The following is a 19444-nucleotide window of genomic DNA, read 5'->3' on the forward strand; positions in this document are numbered from 1 at the left end:
GTTTGTCGACTGCTTTCGCTCGCGATGTGTGTCGCAAATTGCGTTGAATTTCCAGAGCTTGATTGATCTGGCGAATTTGCCGGTGAAGCTATCCAAAGGTACAATTGCCAGGGGAGAAACACATGACAGATTTGCTGGAAAAGGCGTTTCAAAACGCTTCCAAGTTGCCACCTCAGGAACAAGATGCCCTCGCGAAGTGGCTGCTTGCTCAGATCGAGGACGACCGACGATGGGACGAGTCATTCGGCAGTTCCTCGGCGTTGCTAACATCGCTTGCAGCCGAGGCGTTGCAAGAAAAGGAATCAGGGGATGCAGTTCCGCTCGTACCGGATGAGCTTTGAACTCGTTTACAACGCGACGGTTCCGAGACTGTTTCGCCGCTCTGCCGCGGCATATCCAACAGCAGACGCGAGAGGCATATCGCCAATTCCTCCTGAACCCGTCGCATCCGGGGCTTCGGTTCAAACCAATCGTCGGGCACGACAACATCTGGTCAGCACGAATTACATTGGACTATCGCGCGGTATGTGTCATCGAAAGCGGCAATGCCACTTGGTTCTGGATCGGATCTCATTCCGACTATGACAAGCTTCTATCCGTTGGCTGAAGCTGGTGGCTAGCGTAGTGGTCGCGAACTGTTTGATCTGGAACGCGATGGTCCGGGTCAGACGATTTCCCAGCGGCCGACCAAACCGTCGTCGAGGTCGACGTAGTAAAGTGCTCCGTCGGGGCCCTGGCTGATCGCGACCACGGCGCCGGCACCGGTTGTGAAAGTTTGGACGTTGGTGATCGCTCCGGTTGCATCAACGTCTCCGTGCCGAACAATCCCCTGGCCGAGGTCGTTGAAGAACACATCGCCGGTGTAGTCGTCGCCGTACAAGGTACCTCGGTAGACATCACCCATCACGATCGCATTGATGCCATCGGCCTGGTGATTCAAACCGTACTGCGAGGATGTCACGACGACGTTCTCGGCGAAGAAAGCAACTCCCTCAGGCGTGCTGGCGTAACCCGGATTGACCAAGCTGGTTCCGCTGCCGCCTTCATAGAACGGCCAACCAAAGTTCGCACCCGGGCCGGCGGAGTTGATCTCTTCCCATTTCGTCCATCCAACGTCACCAACGAACAAGCGTCCTGTGACGGGATCAACGGACATACGGAACGGATTGCGAAGTCCCAATTGGTAGACCTTCGATCGGTTCGCATCAGGATCGCCGTTGTAGAACGGATTGTCCGACAAACCATCGCCGGTCAGCGGATCGATTCGCAGCACCTTGCCTGACAAACTGTCGATGTCTTGCACCCGGTCGGCTCGCACGTCGACGCGGTTGTAGCTGGCACCGTCACCGATGGAGACGAACAACTCACCGTTGATCCCAAACGCGAGAGCCCCGATCGTGTGCGATTCGCTGTCGCTGTTGATGAAGTCGTTGATGTACGTTCCATCAGGATTCTCGCCGGCGGGAGCTTCCGTGAAGTTGAACGTGCTATTGGCCTCGCCATTGAAGTTCTCCCACGTGCTATTGCTGCCCAGCAGAACGACTTCGCTGCCCGCAACCGCGGTTTGGTAGTTGTTGGCGACATCGGCGGTCACACGGATCAGACGGCCCGCGCGGTTGCCTTTTCCATCGGGACCGGCCAACGATCCGTTGCTGTACTGATTGACCTCGGGCGGGTCGTAGGTGAAGAGCAGATAGACGTACGGATTGTTTGCGAAATCGGGATGAACGGCGATGTCCAGCAATCCGCGGTCGCGAGTTCCATTGACGATTCCCGAGATGTCAATGAATGGATCGGTAGCAACCGCGCCGCCCTGAACGGTTTTGACAACTCCGCCTTGTTCTGAAACCAACATCGTTCCGTCGGGAAGCCAGTCGATCGCGGTAGGCAGACTGAGCTGCGAGGCGATTGTGGTGCTGAGGACTTCGTCGCCGCCAACGACGGGCGGATCCAGTGACGGAGCGGTTTGATCGACCGACCAGTTCAGAATGCGATGCGAGTTATCGAGTCCCCCAGTGCCCGCGGTGAAGCCCACGAACCCGGCCTCTCCCACCTGTGATTGCAAATCGACGGTGGCTTTCATCAAGGCGTGCGTGGGCTTGGTCGCGTCATCGGAAAGATAGACCGCCAACACGTTGCTGGTTCCGTTGTATTCGACCCAGGCATAGCGTGGGCTTCCGTTGTTGAGGTCCAGATCTGGAACCGCAGTACGCACGTTCGAATAAACCGAGCCAGTCAGAATCGAAACGTGGTTGTCGTTCAGGTCCAGGCTGTTTCGATAGGTGTCAAATTCGATGGCGACCGAGTTCGTGATGTCTTGGTAGCCGAGTTCCTCGCCCGACCCGCCAATCGCAGCGGCACCGCGTGGATCGTTTTGGATGGTGAAAGTCAGCCCGTCGGCTCCGTCAGTGCCTGCACCATTCATCGCTCGAAACGCGAACGAGGTGCGGAAGGAACCATCGTCGGCCAAGTTGACCGCGGTCGAGTAGAACGCACTGCCGGCTTGATCGTTGAGAGCTTGAGTGAGCTCCAACGTGTTGCCGGTTTGGCGAGCCGTTCCGTTGAGAGTCAGGCCAGAGACATCGGTGAAATTGGCGTAGTCAGGTAGGCTGACTTCGTCGTCGACGATCGATACCGTCGCGGTTCGGGGCACCAGCAAATTGGCTCCTCCTTGCACGTTGTCGATCGTGATGTTGAAGGTCTCATTCGTTTCCAACAGAGCATCGTCCAGGATCGAAACTGCAATTGTTTGCTCGGTGACTCCATCGGCAAAGGTGAGTGTTCCCGTTTGACGCGTGTAGTCGACTCCTTCGCTTGCCGTTCCAGCGAACGTGTCGTAATCAACCGTTGCGATGCCATCGCTGCCGCCAGTTCGGACGACACGAATCAAAGCCGTTCCCGCATCTTCATCGACGGCCACGTTGCTGGTTTCCAACGAGACGGTGCCGGGACTGGTCGACGTCGTTCCGTATTGGAAGTACCCATTCGCATGCAGCCACTCGGACTGTTTGAACCCGGGGGTCAGGCCGTCTTCTTGCCAAGTGCCGGTGGAGTAAACCGTCTCGGCTTCGGTTTGATAGGAAGTCCCGTCCAGCTCGACTCGGTCAATTCGAACGTTGCGATCGACCGCTCCGTTGGCTTGGTACAAATCATTGGTGAAGCGAATTTGAATCTGTGAGATGTCGACCGTCTCGTCGGCTTCGAAATCCAGTTTGACAAAGTCTCCTGTGTCGATGTCCCCACCGATGTTCTGCCAGGTCTGTGCATGTTCGCCACCGATCCATAGTTCAATCGTTTCGGTGTTTTCAGCTCCCGCGGCGTAAACGGAAATCGAACTGGTGGACGACGGTGCGGCATATTGGAAGTAGCCGTTGCTGTGAATCCACTCGCTGCGTCGGAAACCCGGTGCGACGCCGTCTTCTTCTCGCCATGTTCCTGTGCCGAACGTGTTCGCGTTTTCGGATTCAACCGTGACGCCGTTGACGGTGATGGAGTCGACGACCAAGTTTCGATCGATGCCTTGTTCGGGTTGGTACAAATCGTTCGTGAAGACAACTCGCACATCGTCCGCCGTCGCGTCAGCCGCACCGTTGTAGGTGAACGTCTGGAACTGCCGCGTGGAAACGTTGCCACCGATGTCGTTCCAGGTTTGGACGACCTCTCCATTGACTTCCAACTGCATTTGCTCGGACCCCGTCGTGCCCGCGGCACGCAGGGAAATCGGCAACACCATCTCGATGTGTTGCAAACGGTCGACGCTCGCCAGCAGCAAACTTTCGATATTGCCGACTTCAAACTCCAAGTCCCAATCGCCGCCGCGGGTAGCATGTCCGGTCGCGTCATCGGAAGCTGCGACGTCGGCTGATGTCAATCTCGCGAGCGTTGTGATCAGGTCTCGTCCGGCTAAGCTTCCGGCTGTGTTGCACCCATAGAGCAGAATGTCCGCATTGTTGGTCAGAGAGTCCTGCCAACGTTGGAGTTGACCGGAATGCTGTTGGATCGTCATCGCATCGACGCGTTGACCAGCCAATTGCAGTGCGCCAGCCTCGCCATGCGAGACGACATGCACCGCGCGGACGTTTGTGCGGCTGCTCAAAACCGCGGTCATTTGATCGATCGCGGAAGTCGCACGGTCGAGCAGCACAATCTCGACGCCGCCGCGCATCAACTTGGTCAGCTGTTCCGATTGCTCGACGTCACCATCAATGAACGCGATTTCGGTGGTGGATGCGTTTAAGACCGAGGAATCAATTGCACCGGAATCGGGAGCGGCCGAGTTCGATTCCGCTGAGCCGGATGTCGCGGCGGCAGCCACTTCGGCACCGGTGTCTCCCGCGAGCATCAGACGTGGTTCAAGCGGTTCGATCGACCATTCAGGCTGGGCGAACGAAGGTTGGCGTTTGGATTGAAATCGAGTCATCAGGCGGAGTCCGGGCACGTTGGATTACCAGCACCTCTCTGGCACAATCGTCACAGTGCGGCTCTGCAGAGGGGTGGTGTTCCAAGCATACCTACCGACACAACCGATACAACTCTCCCAGTGTGATTTTTCGCCCCGGACAGCGTCAACAACTTCGCCGAAATCGGCGGCGGTTTCGAGATCGTCCCCGGTCTCGAGCGCGAACGATAGTTTCCACCGATCAGTTCAGCCGCCGGCCGTTACGCCCGGTCCTCACCATGAACCGCATGCGCTATTTACTAGATGCCAAGAACGATCGGTGCAGCGGTGTAGGCAGGAACCGCAGCTAATGCCGGCCGGCTAAAGCACAAAAAGAGACCTACTCGTCCGATTCTTCGGAAAGCAGTTTGAGTGCCGAGTCGTGGTTGTCGCTGCCCAAGTCGCTGACCCGTGATAGCACATCAACCAGTTGATTCGTAGAAACCGCAAATGGGTCGTCGGTGCTGGTGTCGATCAGCTTCGTCAGATCCGACAGCACGGAATCGCGAGCCTGACTTCGGAGGGATGACTGTGCGAATCCGCGAGGAGCGTTTGGCCCCATGGAGTCATCACTGCCGGGGACCAACGGTTGATTCGAATCGTCGTCACCTTGAGCGAGCTCGTCATCGACGTTCGGTTCTCCTTCGCCTTCTCCGTCGTTGGATTCTTCTTCGCCGTTGTTGACCGTCCCCGCGGGAGTCAAGATTTGATTCAGGTGGTTGATCACCAACAACGCATCGAGAGCCGTCACGAAGCCATCGCCGTTGACGTCGTAGCCAAACCCGGGATCACCAAAGCCGACCGGTCCGGGGCCGTATGTATTGAGGTAGTTGATGATCGTCAACGCATCGAGCGCGGTCACGTCGTTGTCGCCGTTGACATCGTGAGGTTCGATGTCGTTGTGGTACGGTGTGTCGTTCTCGGTCACTTGGATCAAAAACGTTTCGGTGACCGGATCGACTCCAGGCGATTGCGAGCTAGCAGTGATGTCGAGCTCGATCTCTTGTTGATCCGCCAGCAAGACAGCAACGCCTTCGGCCAACTTCAACGTCGAACCGTCAAACACGAACCGCGAATCGTTGACGGACAGTGTGTGGTTGTTGGCGGCTGGGTTGCCAGCGATACGAAGTTCACCGACGACCGCGCCGGCCATTTGTTCTTCGACGGTGGAAGGCGTCAGTGCAAAGCCAGCTGGTGTTTCCGGCATATCGACGACCTGCAACGTGATCGCTTTTTCAAACGAGTCGTCCAGGCGAGAAACCGTGAGGTTCACAACGATGCTCTCTTCGGCTTCGAAATCGACCGCGATGCCGGGCTTTAACCGCAGGCTTCCACCGAAGACAAAGAAGCGATCATCATCGACTTCGAAATCGTAGGTTTGATCTTCGTCTTCATCGACCACCGTGATTTCGGTGACCACGTCGCCCTCAAAATTTTCGCGGACGGTCGCGTTGTTCGGCAACACGTCCTCGATCGGATCGTCTTCATCCGTTATCTGCAGAGTCGCCGTGTGGATCAAAGGTTCTTCGAAGTCGGGATCATGAACGGTGATGATCAACGGGATCGCCCATTCATCTTCCCAGTTCAAGCTGCCGGGACCGACGAAGATCAGATTGCCGTCTTGGTCGACGATGAAGCGTTCGTCATCGATCTCGATGACATGGTTGGCTTGGCCATCCCCATCGATGACATCGATATCACCGATGGGAGCGCCCGGCAGTATGTTTTCAGGGACCGGATTGACGTTCGGGATGACTTCGATCGGAGCATCAGGGACATTCACGACGGTGATGTCCAAAACGTGTTCGGTGAAATCTCGACCGTCGTGCAGCCAAACGGTGAACTGATCGACGCCCGCGAAGTCCTCGATCGGAACATATGAAAGTGAACCGGCAAGCGTCACCGTCGACACGCCAGCACTGGTGCCTTGCATTGGCAGCAGAATGAAATCGTCGTCGTCCGCGTCCGCTGAATCGCCGTAAACCGCGGGAGCCGCGTTGGTCAGCACGGTGTCTTCGTCCATCGTCCAATTTGGCGGCGTGTCGTAATCCGGCGCCGTGTTGGCACCGATCAAACGCATGCCGAATTCGATCGGCGCGGGATCTTGGTTGTTGGTGATTTGCACTCGGTGAGGCGCCGGAGTCCGCAGGCTCATCTCGGCCAAACCAGCCGCGCCCACAACCGCAACTCGACGCAATTCAGGGTCGAGCGAGATGCCCTGGACGCCCGAAGTTGCGGGCAGGTTGAGAGCCGACAAATCAATCGCCAAGTCGACGACCAAGTCACCTGTGTCTGCATCAATCAATCGCAGGCCAGCCTCCAGTGGGTCAACCGAGTCCGGACTCAAAGTCACGATCAAACCGCGAGCCGCATCAATCGCGACGGGGCCGTCGTTTGAGAGGCTGTAAAGAGTCGCCAGGTCGGTCGACTCCAGATCGTGGACGGTCAAACCATCGGACTGGCGGACGACCAACAAGCCTGCTTCATCGCTGAAGCCGACTACTTCGACGCCGCCGTCGACGATGATTGGATCGTTCGTCAACAACGAGTGACTCGCATTGCTCCAAACGTGAATTTCCAGGCCGTCGTCCGTGCCGCCTTGTCCGTCATCGATTTGCGTCGCCCGAGCCAGGATCGAACGGGTCGGACCGTCGCTCGATCGAGGAGTCGAATCGCCAATCAGTTGTGTGTCGGTAGGGATCAGTGCACCGGTGGCGTCGGCACTGAGGCTGTTCGTGTCGACGGTCCACAATTGGGAGGTGCCATTTTCGGCGGCTTGCAAAAGCAGTCCGCGACCGACATCGTCGATGGCGTGATCGACGAATTGCGGGGCCAAGTCGCTGTCTTGGAATGGAGTCGATCCGGCGAGCGCCGCGTCGACGATGAACGCTTTGTGTCCGACGGCGTTATCACCCAAAGCGAACAAATCGCCAGCGGGTGAACGCCAAAGAGCTTGAATGCCAACGCCCAAATCCAACGTCGACGCAACCGTTCCGCTGGCCGTCAATGTGTTCAGCGAGGTGCCTTTCGCGAAAACGGCCGGCAAGACAACTTCGTCATCCGTTCCCGCGTCGAGAACAAAGGCTGGAGTGACGGCGGTGATCTCCGATTCGCTGAGGAACGGGTTCGCCGTGATCACCGACGGAGTGGTTTGAATTTGTGATTGGGTTCCGTTGAAGACGCGGACCACGTGGGTTCCGTCGCCCAATCCATTCAACGAAAACTCACCGGATTCATCCGTCAATCCGTATCGCTCGCCTTGATCGAGTGTGCCGTTGTCGTTTTGGTCGACGAACACCAACCGATTTGCCAGCGTCGATTCTTCGGCTTCTTTCTTCAGCGAATCGTTGGCATCGTGAAAGACCGATCCGACGATCGCGGCCAAAACGCGGCGATCATCCAGCGTCTGCATCGACAGGCGACGGCGAGTTCCGCGCGTCAGATTTCTCTGGGAGCGGCGTCGAAGGCTCGTCAGGGAAAGACGCGGCATCGTGTCAATTTCTCACGTGTCGAGACGGAACGGATAGACAGGCGTTTCAAGGAGGACGTCATGGGTGGGAAGAAAGTTCCCAGGCAGTGGCATCTTTCGCGTCAAAATTGGACGAATTGTCCACACGATTGTTTGGATGCTTTTCCAGAATCCATTCCCCAGCCCTCGGCGCCGTCGCTTATTATAGACGACGACCGTTTGGCTCCGAGTAGCCTTTTCCCCGGATTTTTGCCGGATTTCGTCGCGACCGGGTGACCTCCCGAGTCGTTGTGTTTTCGGCGAATCGCTTGATTGCATCTCCGCCGCGCCTCTTTTCCATTCATTTTTTCCAATGTTGACGATGCCCGCTGATCTGTCGCTGCGTTCTTCTGCCAAATCTGCCGGATTGGCGATCTGTTTGACGACGCTTTTCACGGCGTTGTCCGCAATCGCGTTCCCATCTTTCGCGAATGCCCAAGGGCAACAGGCGGCGATGGCGGCTGCTGAGCGAGCTGCCATGGAAGCTCAGGCAGGCGGCCCCGGCGGACCGCCGACCTATGGAGAAATGGAAAATGGCTACGACGAGATGGAGATGTACGATTCCCAGATGGAAGACCAAGGAATGGGCGATCCGTACGGCGAATCGGGGTACGGTTCTGGCTACGGCGGTCAATCAAACTCCGGCGGAGGCAACCTGGCTCCGTCGCCAATGGTGATGCTACAAGTGTTCCGGCTCGATTGGTCACCGCTCACTGAACGGGTCCAGCAAGTTTTTACGAACGCAACCGCTTCGCAACAGCCCGTGGCGTTGGGGCCGGTTCTTCGCAACGAAGCCCACGTCGCTTATCGGTACGGAAATCTGCCGTTGGCCCTGCAGCTTTTCCATGGCTTCATCGCACGTGGAAGCGACGCGGCGGAGCAGCAGATGGATCAGATCAAATTCAGCAAGCATTTTCGAAAGCCTCTTTGGCACCTTCGGATTGGTACCAGCCTGGGTGTGCATGGCGATTCGTCGACGGCTGACCCATCACCCATCACCAGCTCCGGATCATCCAATGGTATGGGACGAGGCGATATGGGAATGGATGCCGGGATGATGGAAATGGACATGGCGATGGGCAACCCAGGTCCGGGCATGGAAGGTGCGATGCGTGACGACATGGGCATGGACGACATGAGCATGGGTGAAATGGACATGTACGCGGAAGACATGGGCATGGGTGGACCTGGCATGGGCATGGGCATGGGCGGGCCCGGAATGGGTGGACCAGGCATGGGAATGCCCGGTCGAGGCGGACGAAACCGCAACGCAGCGGCGATGGCTCCGAAGGCCGAGATGACCGACTCGGAAGTGAACTCTCGCATGGAGAAGTTCCTGGGCTTGGTCGCTGAAACGATCAAAACCGGATTGTCGAAACGAATCTCCGACGGCAAATTCGGACATGCTTTGACGGACGTCGAACGTGAATCGACGACGCAGGGGCACACCGTCAACGGTGACTCAGTCGACGACGCAGCTCAATCGATGTGGATCCCCAGCGTCTTGTTCGTCGGCGAAGGAAATTCTCGCGACACGATCAAGACCGCTCACAATTTGGAACTGGATTTGTTGTTCCATTTTGACGTTGGTCTGAAAGAAAACCGAGTCGGCGCGGTCAGCAACATCAGCCGGGTGAAAGTTTTGGACGCTCGCACCGGAAAGACATTGGTTAGCTCGGGGCCAATGGAAAACACCGAAGTCGAACGAATGAACCGCGTCGGTCGAGGCTCAGCTTCATCCTACGTCGACGAGCAACTGAAGTCGCTTTGGGCGGTCGTTGATGAGCGACTGACGTTGTCTGACCTGCCAACGCTGAGCCCCGAAGTGGCTCGCAAACGCGTGGCCCAGGTCCTGGGTGACAGTTCAATGACTCCGCTGCGAAAGCTGGCCGAAATTCGCTACTACGGTTACCGCGGTTGGTTGACCGAAGAAGAAGTGGAACAAGCCTTCGAGATCACAGGCGGCCCCGACGCCATGAAAGTCCTCCACGGCAGCGACACCCAAGCGATCGAGGCCATCCACGAACTGGTTGTCGAAGCTGCGGCCAGTGATTCCTGACCCGAACGACGCTCGTAGGTTCGGTTCCCACCGGACATCTTCCCAGCTCCAAGTCCCAACCCGCAGCGTCAGCAAGGCCATCCCCGTAGCCGGATTCACCAGAATTCGGACGGAAAGTCACGCGGTTCAGGCTATTCCTGGTCATAACCCGCAGCGTCAGCAAGGCTCCTGGTGATGTGACCAACCGACTCAAAGCCTGAGTCGGCAACGTGTGCATTGAACCGCAGCTTCGTACAGCCATCCCCGTAGCCGGATTCGCCAGAATTCGGATCTCAACCCGCCGCGTCAGCAAGGTCTTCCGTGTTGAGGATCCGCCGACTCAGAGCCTGAGTCGACTACACGTACATGGTGTGCAGGCTGGCAAAGCGTCCGGTTGGCCCGCGTAGCCGACTCAGGCCCTGAGTCGGCCCAGGTGAACGGCATCCGAATTCTGGTAACCCTAACGCTTGCCGCGACTTTATCGATCACGCAAACCAGGGCCCCTCTGGTCCAGCGATTGAACGTCGAGGGTACAAGATGACGAATGAGAGAATGCATCAAGGCTCCCGTCACGCAAATCGCGTTGGGGATCCACCGCATCGCGATTCAAACTCATTCGGCCCTGCAAAAGGACTTGCCCGACCATGGCGACCACGTTCCCAACACAACGCACGTTGCTCTTCGCCGCAATCCTCGCAGCGACAGCATTCGGTGGCATTCGCACCCAAACAGCATCCGCGGACTGGGGTTCGTTGGTTCACCAAATGCACGTCGGATACCACCGCAACGTCGCTTGGCCGGACCCGTTCAACGAGGTGGACGCGTTGCAAGTCGTGATGCCATTTGAAGCGATGAAACGCAACGGATGGCGTATGCACAACACCATCGGACACGAACTGTTCCGCGGCGGCGACGGAGCCCTCTTGGCCGCCGGCCAAAATCGCGTCCGTTGGATCGCGACCCAGGCACCCGAAAACCGCCGAGAGATCTACGTGCTTCGTGGTGCAACCCAGTCCGAGACGCAGTCACGGATCAAATCCGTGCGGGATGCAGTCGACAACTATGTGTTGGATGGACAACCGCAGCCACAAGTCCTCGTGACCACCATCGAGCCCGCGACATCGCCGGGTGTCATGGCCACCAAGATCAACCGAGAGCGCCTCGAGCAAATGGCCGCACCAAAGTTGCCAACCACCAGCGCCGCCGGAACCGCTGGCATCACTCAGTAGAGCTGTCTGAGCCGAGGAGTCCGCAAGACGACGGACGGTTCCAATAACAACAAAAAAGGCGACTGCGAGCCAAGCTCACAGTCGCCTTTTTTCAATGTCGTATTAAAGTTGCCTGTCGCTCAGCCGCCTAACAGAATCAACCTCGTAGCCGGATTCGCCAGAATTCGGACCACAAATCATGCCGTCCAAGCTACTCCAAGTCACAACCCGCCGCGTAAGCAAGGCTCTTAGTGATGTGGACAACCGACTCAGAGCCTGAGTCGGCGACACGTTTGCTGAACCGCAGCGTCGTACGGTCGTCTTCCGCAGCCGGCTCGCCAGAATTCGGACTCACCACTGCCCGTCACCTATCCCAACCCGCAGCGTGAGCAAGGCTCTTCTTGATATTGCGAACCGACTGAGAGCCTGAGTTGGCAACACGCATGCTGAACCGCAGTGTCGTACGGCCGTCTTCCGCAGCCGGATTCGTGAGAGATCGAACTCTTCACATCTGTAGCCGATTCAGGCCCTGAATCGGCCTTCTGCGCATTCAAACGCAATCTCGCCGGGGCCGTCCATCCCGCAGCCGGATTCGCCAGAATTCGGACCACAAATCATGCCGTCCGAGCAGCTCCAAGTCACAACCCGCAGCGTAAGCAATGCTCTTGGCGATGTGGACAACCGACTCAGAGCCTGAGTCGGCAACGGAGTCATCCCGCAATGGAAGCAATGCCGAGCCCTGAAGGTGGCGACCAGCACCGCGTCCTTGCTAACGCGGCGGGTTATGAAAAGCAAATGCCACAGGCTGCCGGGAACGCGATCGCTGATTCAAGACCTACAAATCCTCGGCAAACCCAACCATCTCAATCGGACGTCTCAGCTTCTTCCGTCATCGCCGCTCGGTGTTCTTCCGCCAATTCTTCTTGCCCCAAAGCCTCAAAGCAAACCGCAAGCGACTCGTGAGCCGCATTGGCGAGCGACTCTTCCGCCAAAGCCCGTTCGAGGTCAGGGATGGCTTCCAGGTGTTTACCGAGCTTCGTCAGGATCTGCCCGCGGGTTTCAAAGAAGTAAGCATTCGGTGTCGAGACACTTTCGATCGCTTGCTCGCTGATCTGAAGGGCTTGCTCCAAATCGCCATCTTCCTTCTCCGCTATCGCGACTGCCAAGTTATTCAGGATGGCCGGGCTATGCGGCAAATGTTCCACCGCGAGCTTCAGGTGGAGCGTTGCTTTTTCAGCATCGCCTTTCAACAGGGCCGCCGTCCCGCGGATGAAATTCGCGATTCCCGGCGAAGACCCTTTGACCAGTGCCGCTCGAATCTTGCCCAGTTCTTTATCGTCTGATTCCAACGTTTTGAGCACCTGATCCGCAACCAGGCTCAGCACGCGCGGATTGTTGGGGGCGTACTGCAACGCAACTTGCAGCATCTTCAGCACCCGCAAACGTTCTTCCACGGTCTCGTTGGGTTCCGATTCAATCTTGTTGATCCAGACGACGATGGTGTCGCCCATCGCCTGTTGCAACCCAGCCTGATGCTCCTTGGTTTTCATTCGGCCAATCGATTCGCTCAACAGCCGAACCGCGTCCGCGTGCTTCTCAAGAAAAATCAACGCCTGAACGTTCGCCATTGCCAACTGCGGGCTAGCCGGCTCTTCCTCAAACAGCTGCTGAATCTTTTCGAGCGTTGTTTCTGCGTAGCGAGTTGCAGCGTCATCCTCGCCAGCCTGGCGGGAAATCATCGCCGCCTGCAAACCAAACATCGGCTGAACGGACGCGAGTTGAACCAGGTACGGAACCGCCTGATTCTGGCGGTTGGTGCGAATGAGATAGTCCGCATAAGCCTTCTTGATGCCCAAGTCATCAGGAACTTCTTCGCTCAATAGACGAAGCAACTGTCCGAACTCTCGCTGCTCATCATTCTCCAGGTCCGCCCACTTCTTTTGTTCATAGAGCTCCTGCAACAACCACCGAGCCGCACGGGCGTCACGCTGCTGCGCCACCAACCCACGCATCAGCGACCGAGCCTCCTCCGTCTCATCCTGCTGATTCCGAGCCACCGCCAACCGGTACAGCGTCTCAGTTGACTCGTCACCTTCTTCAATCTGCCGCCGAATCAGCAGATCCGCTGTCTTGTAGTCATCACGTTCAAAAGCGGACGCCAACTGTTCGCGGATCAACTGATTCCGCCAAGAAACGTTCTCACCCGTCGAAACAAACAGCAAAATCGCCAAAGCGATCGTTAATGCCAGCGCAGGGATCGCAGTTGATGCTCGCTTCCACGGAATCGTCCGAAACCAAGCAATGAACCACTGTCCAAACCACTTGAACCACTGCAACGGGTTGAGGTACCGAATCATGATGACGCCTCCAAGTCAGCTTCAGTCTGATCGGCAGTTCCGACCGCCGAGCCACCACTGGCCGCCTTCACCGCGGTCGCGATCTTCTGCCGCAGTCCGTCGAACATCTCATCAACCCGATCAATCGTCGACGCATCAAGCTTTTGAGGGGCAACCACCCAAAGCTGCAGCATCATCATTGGTTCGATTGCTTCATCCAATCCTTCCGCGGCATCGGCGATGCGGCGTCCGATTTGTCCGGGCCTTTCGGGTGGGTAAACAAAATTTCCTGATGGAGTGATTGCGGAATACCAAAGATGACCGCGTGCGTCGGTGTCGCCACCAAACAGAGCATAAGCGAAAGGTTGGAATCCAGAATCGGCCACTTCTGACTCGGTAGCATCCGTTGACTCCAAAATTCGATTGAGCAGTCTCCAATCTTGGTTTTCATAGCAAAGACAAAGCTCATGCCACTCCGCATAGGTTTGGCTTAAAACAAACTGCCCGCGAACTGGAAGGCCGTTGACCATCGATTCGAATGTCCAAACATCCGCATTTTGACCGAGAATGGGATTGTCACCATCACGCGACTGTTGATGTTCATTCAGTTGAAAGCCGCTGTTGCCTGAAGAGATGAACTTGACGGGCGGCTCAAAAACAATCCCATCAACGAACATGCCCTGTGCACCTTCCTCTACGCCGACAGCACTGACCTTCATGGCTGACGACGAACTCACCGAAATCAAGACAACTCCCAGAACCGCCATTGCTGCTGCGATTGGCTTGGCTTGCAAACGGCCCAATAGACGAGCTAGCTGAAGTTGGAATCCAAGCTCCTTCCGATCGGAAGCGGACTGATTGCTCCGGTAGTATTCGCCCACGGCGTCAACGTTTTGGCCGTCGTCAACGAACCAATTCCAAAGATGCAAGACTGGATTGTCCGGATGTTCGTCCGACGTCGTTCCAGTCACGTGCATCAGCGTCATGATCATTCCATCGAATGACCATAGGAAGAATGCCGAAATCGCCAAAGTGGTGTATCCCAAAATGTCGTGAGCCCACCCCGATGCAAGGTCAAGCGACATCCATTGATCAGCGACAGCGACCATGGTCACTCGCAAGACATTTCCGCCGGCGGCGAGAATGAGAGCGATGATCAAATAGAATGGAGCCAGCCACAGTTTCCGACGATTGATCGCGACGATCAACGTGCTGAGAAAAGCCATGGTGAAGACAGACTGGATTCCACTGCACGCCTCAGCCACAAATAATTCTCGGCTTGGCAGTTCAATCACATTGCGTGTCACCGCGTGCGGAATCGAGAGAACATCGAGGAGCAAGCTCGACATCATTGTGGTCAAATGCTGCAGCTGGATCACCAGCAACTGGTCGTAGCCAAGCGGCAAACGAATCAGCAGCAGTAACGGCAGAGCGAGGATCAACAGGCTCTTGTCGTGCGGGCCGCGCATCACACTCAAACAAGCCGCTGTGTAGCAGACAAAGGCGATGGACATCATCCAAGGTGACCGGAGGCTCCAACTTCCGATCATGGCGAGCACGCCCACTGAGATCAGCAGCAAGGAACTGATTCGAGACGGAGCGTAGAAATAGCGGTCGCTACGAGACCATGCCAGCCATGCGACCGCTCCAATCGCAAACGGAAAGTACTGGTAGTGGTCCAGACGCCACATCCGCGAGAAGTAGATGACCAGCATAGGAATGCACGCGGCAAGCAGAGCCACCCAAAACCACGTCCAAACGGATTGGATGACCGGAGTGCGAATGGGAGCCAGCGGCACCTTCGCCTTCGTCTTCATGGGAGCGATCGCGGGAGAATCTTCAGTCATACTGCGGTCTGTTGTGCGGGGGGAAAGGTCGATCCCCATGATAAGGCGAGGAGTGTCCGAACGCCACAAATTGCTAGCCGATTGTCACCGCAATCGCGAAAAGATTTGCAGCCAATCCCGCTCAATCGGACGCTGGAATCGCAGAGATCAGATGTGTCCGGCGTTTGAGTCTGCAATCACAACCCGAACGCGTCAGCGAGGGACCATACGTCGGAATCCTCGGCAAATCTGGCGATGCAGACGAGCATCGCTTGTCGCGTCACAACCCGCCGCGTCAGCAAGGCTTCGACCAACATTTTTACGAATCGTAGCTGGAATCGCCAGATCTCAGTTTGTTTGCAGGACTGCGAACCGTTGCGTGCGTTCTCACGCAGAGTCCTTGCTAACGCGGCGGGTTATGAAGATTGGCAAGATATCCGAATTTGATGCGATTCCTGATCATGTTCGGGAGGCCGATTCAAAGCCTGAATCGGCTACGACGTTTGGTGGCTCGAGCTTTTGCAGCTTCGGCGATGGAGAGACGCCTCGATAACGCCGAGAATGCACACACGTAGCCGACTTAGGCCTCTAAGTCGATGATCTGGCTACGCAGACGAGCGTCGTTTGTCGCGTCACAACCCGCCGCGTCAGCAAGGCAGCGATCAAAAGTTCTTTACATCGTAGCTGGAATCGCCAGATTTCAGACTGTTCGAATTGGAATTCTTGGCCCATTTCGTACAGCGAATTCTGCTTGGTTCAATGAGCGTTGGATCGCCACCGAGGACACAGAGTTCACAGAGAGCCGGACGGGACTCCATGTGCGGTTTTAAATGGCCGTATTATTGCAGATTCGAGAGTGCGTATTCCAAGCCGAGAGCGACTGAGAAACGCAGCTCTGTGTTCTCCGTGATCTCTGTGGCTATACCGATAGTCCGTCCAAACTCTCAGCGAATCCGGCTACACGTCCGAGCGTTCTTGATCAGTTGATGACGTCACCGTCGGCGGCACCGCAATCGGTCTCGCACTTCTAGCACCGCCTCCGCGTCCGGACACAACCACGGGACTCCGCCGTTGCCCTGCCTTGGCACCGTTGTCAGCAGTCTTGCGGTAATAGCGATTCGTGTGGCGTCCATAACGATAGTAGCCGTATCCTTTGTAGCCGTCATTGTTCGCACCTTCATCGGATGCATTGATCACCACACCGAGTAATTTCGCACCGACATTGGCCAAGATCGAGGCAGCTTCTTTCGCGTTTGGCTTGCTCTTGCGACGAACCTTCAGTGCCATCACGACGCCATCAGTCATACTGGCGGTGATACTCGGGTCGGTCACCACCAACAGCGGCGGCGTGTCCAAAATGATGTAGTCGTACTCTTCCCGAAGCACGTCCAACAACTCGCTCATTTCAGGCAAGGTCAACGCCTCCGCCGGGTTCGCCGGGATCGGCCCCGAAGGCATCATTTTCAATGTGCTAAGGGGCGTGTCATGAGCCGCGTCCACATGTTCACATTTCCCGTTGAGAACATCGACCAAACCAAGTTGATCCGCCATGGCGAAGTTGTCGGTCACCTGCGGCCGGCGAAGGTCACAATCAATGATCAGCGTGCGTTTGCCCGACTGAGCGATACTGCACGCCAAGTTGCCAGCGATGGTGGATTTCCCGTCACCAGGAAGCGGGCTGGTGACCTGCAGAACTTTTCCTCCCTCAACGCCAGCCAACTCAAACAGAACCGAAGTCCGACAAGACCGAATGGACTCGGATGCCACGGAGGATGGAGCATGCACAACCGCCAAGTGAGGGTCAAGCAATTCAAATGGATTCGAGGCTTCACCCTTCTTACGTTTAACGCGACCCTTGAAGAATGGAACGTGAGTCAAGATTGGCGCACCAACGGCCGCGATGATTTCCTCTGGGTCTCGGAACGTGTTGGCATTTTTTTCCAAAAGCACTGCGAGTCCGCAACCGAGTGCAAGGCCCAGAAATGTGCCTATCCCGAGCATTTTCACCAAGTTAGGGCCAGTGCGATAGGCGCGGCTTGGAGCTCGTAGCTCGGATACCTGGATCCCACCTTCTTCCTCCGTTAGCTCAACACGTGCCATTTGCTCGTCGAGTTGATTGATTAACTCGCGATTGCGGTCAATCTGCCGAAGCATCGATGCGTTTTCCTGTTCGTCTTGGGCCAGCTTCATTGCTTCGATCCGTTCGTCCGCGATTTGCGAATCAATTTCGGAGATCTGCTGTTTCAGCAGCTGCACTTCCGCTCGCGAGGCGGTCAAAATCACATTGACGGCTTCTTCGGCACGTTTGCGAGGGTCGACACCTTCGACTTTGTTTTGTTCCATCAATTCGACGATGCGTTCGGATTGCTCTTTGACCAAGCGTTTGAGCTCCCGCTTCATCATCGAAAGTTCAGCGTCAAGCGCCTTGACCGTCGGGTGTTGCTCACCAAATTCCGCCGCGAACTTGTTTCGCTCGATCATCAGCGGGACCAATTGTTGATCCAACTCAATTTGGGCAAGTTCAGCGTCGCCATCACGCATGTTTTGGCTAATCTGATTTGACTCAGGCATCTCGAAGGTCTTACCCATCAGTTGCCCGATAATGGAAAGTCGTACAAGCGGATCTTCAGCCTCTTTCGCGATGCTCTCAACTGCCGACAGTTCGACTGATTGGCTGCGGAGCGTCTCAAAAAGTTCGCTTCGACGTCCGGTCAAATAAAGTTGACGTTCGCGGTGAGGGTTGATTGCCTCCCCGTTCTCGTTCCATACTAACGAAGCTTTCGTTCGGAACGCACGGTAGTCCTTCTCCAGTTCGCTAAGTTTTGGCTGCAAGTTGTCAGTTGCGTCCCGAATCAGACGCAGTAATTCTCCCCGTGAGCTTTTGTGCTTTTCCGCGAACAGCTGCTGCAGTGCGGCACTGTACGCTTTGACGGAGGCTTCACAAAGCTCCGGATCGGAATGTTCAAAAGTCAATGACGCCACGAGTGATGAGGCGGAACGAGCGTCCTGGATATCGGTTTCGAATTTCAAGGCCTTGTTCGCCAGGCCTAGCAATGCAGAGGGATGACCACCCAGCGATTCGCGAAAAACTTCCATGCTCTCATTCTCAAACGCATTGCGAGTGACCTTGTCACTCAGCAGCTGCGATCGCAGAATATCGATCGACGGGACACCGCCGATCAAATCGCCCGTCATCGTATCGATGACCGCTGGACGATCCGATTCAAACATCAGCAACGTTCCGGATTGAAACGTCTCCGGTGTTTTGACAAACACCAGGAAGCCAATAACCGCACCGAGAATCGTGGGGACCAATGCGGCCCAGCGATAACGCCAGATCGCGCCCATTAGATCCGCCGATTCGGCCGTTTGGGCAGAGCCACTGCTGCCCCAGCCTTCGTTCATCGCAGGGTACGATCCCATCGCCGCCTGTCCCATCGTTCCCGCGTTTTGCGAGGGATACGACACAAAGGAATTCGGGCCGCGTTTTCCGGCGGTCGAGTCAGTTGAATTCGAGTTCGGGGTCATCCGAAGTCCGTGATGAAAAGCAGAGGAGTGGGGATGGAACGGCAAAGCGGAGGGAATCTGCTATCGAAGCAGTCAAGTGTACGGAGCCACCCGCCGTAGGGCTAGGAATTCTGATTCGGGAAAGCCAATTCCGAAGATACGGGAACGGCCATCCGGAACGTTCGGATTGCCCCACAAAATCGTCAAAATCGACCAGAGTGGAACAGTTGTCCCCAACCGTTCCACAAAGCCGTTCGAAACTCAGGCCCAGGCGAGCCAATCGATTGCACCCCGAAAAGTGGCATAGGCTTGTCAGCCTTCTTGTACCCCACATCTTTTCGGAGACGCTTACGTTGGGAATATAAGCGGTTTGAAGCCAAATATCCCTGTCAAGGAATTATTAGTGTTCGATTAGCGGCGATTAGTGTTCTCTTGGCCACTCTGGTGGAACACTAATCCAGTCTAATCGGACACTAATCTTGGGTGTTTCGAGATGTGGGGTATGAAAAGGTCTCTCAGCCTGTGGAAATAAATCACAGGCTGGGAAGCCTATGCCACAAAGTCCCCTCTCCTGCCGGGAGAG

9 protein-coding genes are annotated in these 19444 nt (G+C 56.3%); 4 read left to right on the top strand and 5 right to left on the bottom strand.

Going from position 1 to position 19444, the window contains the following annotated elements; all coding sequences use genetic code 11:
* The first annotated feature begins 122 nt into the window (after positions 1-122).
* Both CEE69_RS05185 and CEE69_RS33810 read left to right on the top strand, forming a co-directional pair.
* Positions 123-341 carry a hypothetical protein gene (locus CEE69_RS05185; RefSeq protein ID WP_099259624.1) on the top strand — a complete coding sequence of 73 codons (219 nt, stop codon included), beginning with the start codon at positions 123-125 and terminating at the stop codon, positions 339-341.
* Positions 338-607: a ParE family toxin-like protein gene (locus CEE69_RS33810; RefSeq protein ID WP_099259625.1), complete on the top strand. Its 270-nt coding sequence runs from the start codon at positions 338-340 to the stop codon at positions 605-607. Before CEE69_RS05185 ends, CEE69_RS33810 begins: the two co-directional genes overlap by 4 nt.
* Positions 608-664: 57 nt before the next feature.
* Here the strand turns inward: CEE69_RS33810 and CEE69_RS05195 are convergent, their stop codons facing one another.
* A complete protein-coding gene (locus tag CEE69_RS05195; RefSeq protein ID WP_099259626.1) occupies positions 665-4420 on the bottom strand; it encodes a DUF4347 domain-containing protein in 3756 nt (1251 codons plus the stop codon).
* Between the two features lie 358 nt (positions 4421-4778).
* Positions 4779-7928, bottom strand: coding sequence for a dockerin type I domain-containing protein (locus CEE69_RS05200; protein ID WP_233214786.1), 3150 nt, complete (start codon positions 7926-7928; stop codon positions 4779-4781).
* Between the two features lie 331 nt (positions 7929-8259).
* Here CEE69_RS05200 and CEE69_RS05205 point away from each other — a divergent pair, with 331 nt between their 5' ends.
* Both CEE69_RS05205 and CEE69_RS05210 read left to right on the top strand, forming a co-directional pair.
* Positions 8260-10005 (top strand): hypothetical protein, encoded by a 1746-nt coding sequence (locus CEE69_RS05205; protein WP_099259630.1) that lies wholly within the window; start codon positions 8260-8262, stop codon positions 10003-10005.
* Between the two features lie 623 nt (positions 10006-10628).
* On the top strand, positions 10629-11213 hold the full coding sequence (locus CEE69_RS05210; protein ID WP_233214803.1) for a hypothetical protein: 585 nt from the start codon (positions 10629-10631) through the stop codon (positions 11211-11213).
* Positions 11214-12055: 842 nt separating this feature from the next.
* On the opposite strand, the gene CEE69_RS05215 is transcribed toward CEE69_RS05210, so the two are convergent.
* The 3 genes from CEE69_RS05215 to CEE69_RS05225 all read right to left on the bottom strand — a co-directional run bounded on the left by CEE69_RS05215 (position 12056) and on the right by CEE69_RS05225 (position 18882).
* Positions 12056-13549 carry a tetratricopeptide repeat protein gene (locus CEE69_RS05215; RefSeq protein ID WP_099259631.1) on the bottom strand — a complete coding sequence of 498 codons (1494 nt, stop codon included), beginning with the start codon at positions 13547-13549 and terminating at the stop codon, positions 12056-12058.
* Positions 13546-15375, bottom strand: a complete 1830-nt coding sequence (gene xrtU / locus CEE69_RS05220; protein ID WP_099259633.1) for an exosortase U — start codon at positions 15373-15375, stop codon at positions 13546-13548. Before xrtU ends, CEE69_RS05215 begins: the two co-directional genes overlap by 4 nt.
* A gap of 936 nt (positions 15376-16311) precedes the next feature.
* Entirely contained in the window at positions 16312-18882 is a 2571-nt protein-coding gene (locus CEE69_RS05225; protein ID WP_099259634.1) for a polysaccharide biosynthesis tyrosine autokinase, read from the bottom strand.
* Between the last annotated feature and the right edge of the window lie 562 nt (positions 18883-19444).

It is taken from the genome of Rhodopirellula bahusiensis (assembly GCF_002727185.1).
Taxonomy (GTDB): Bacteria; Planctomycetota; Planctomycetia; order Pirellulales; family Pirellulaceae; genus Rhodopirellula; species Rhodopirellula bahusiensis.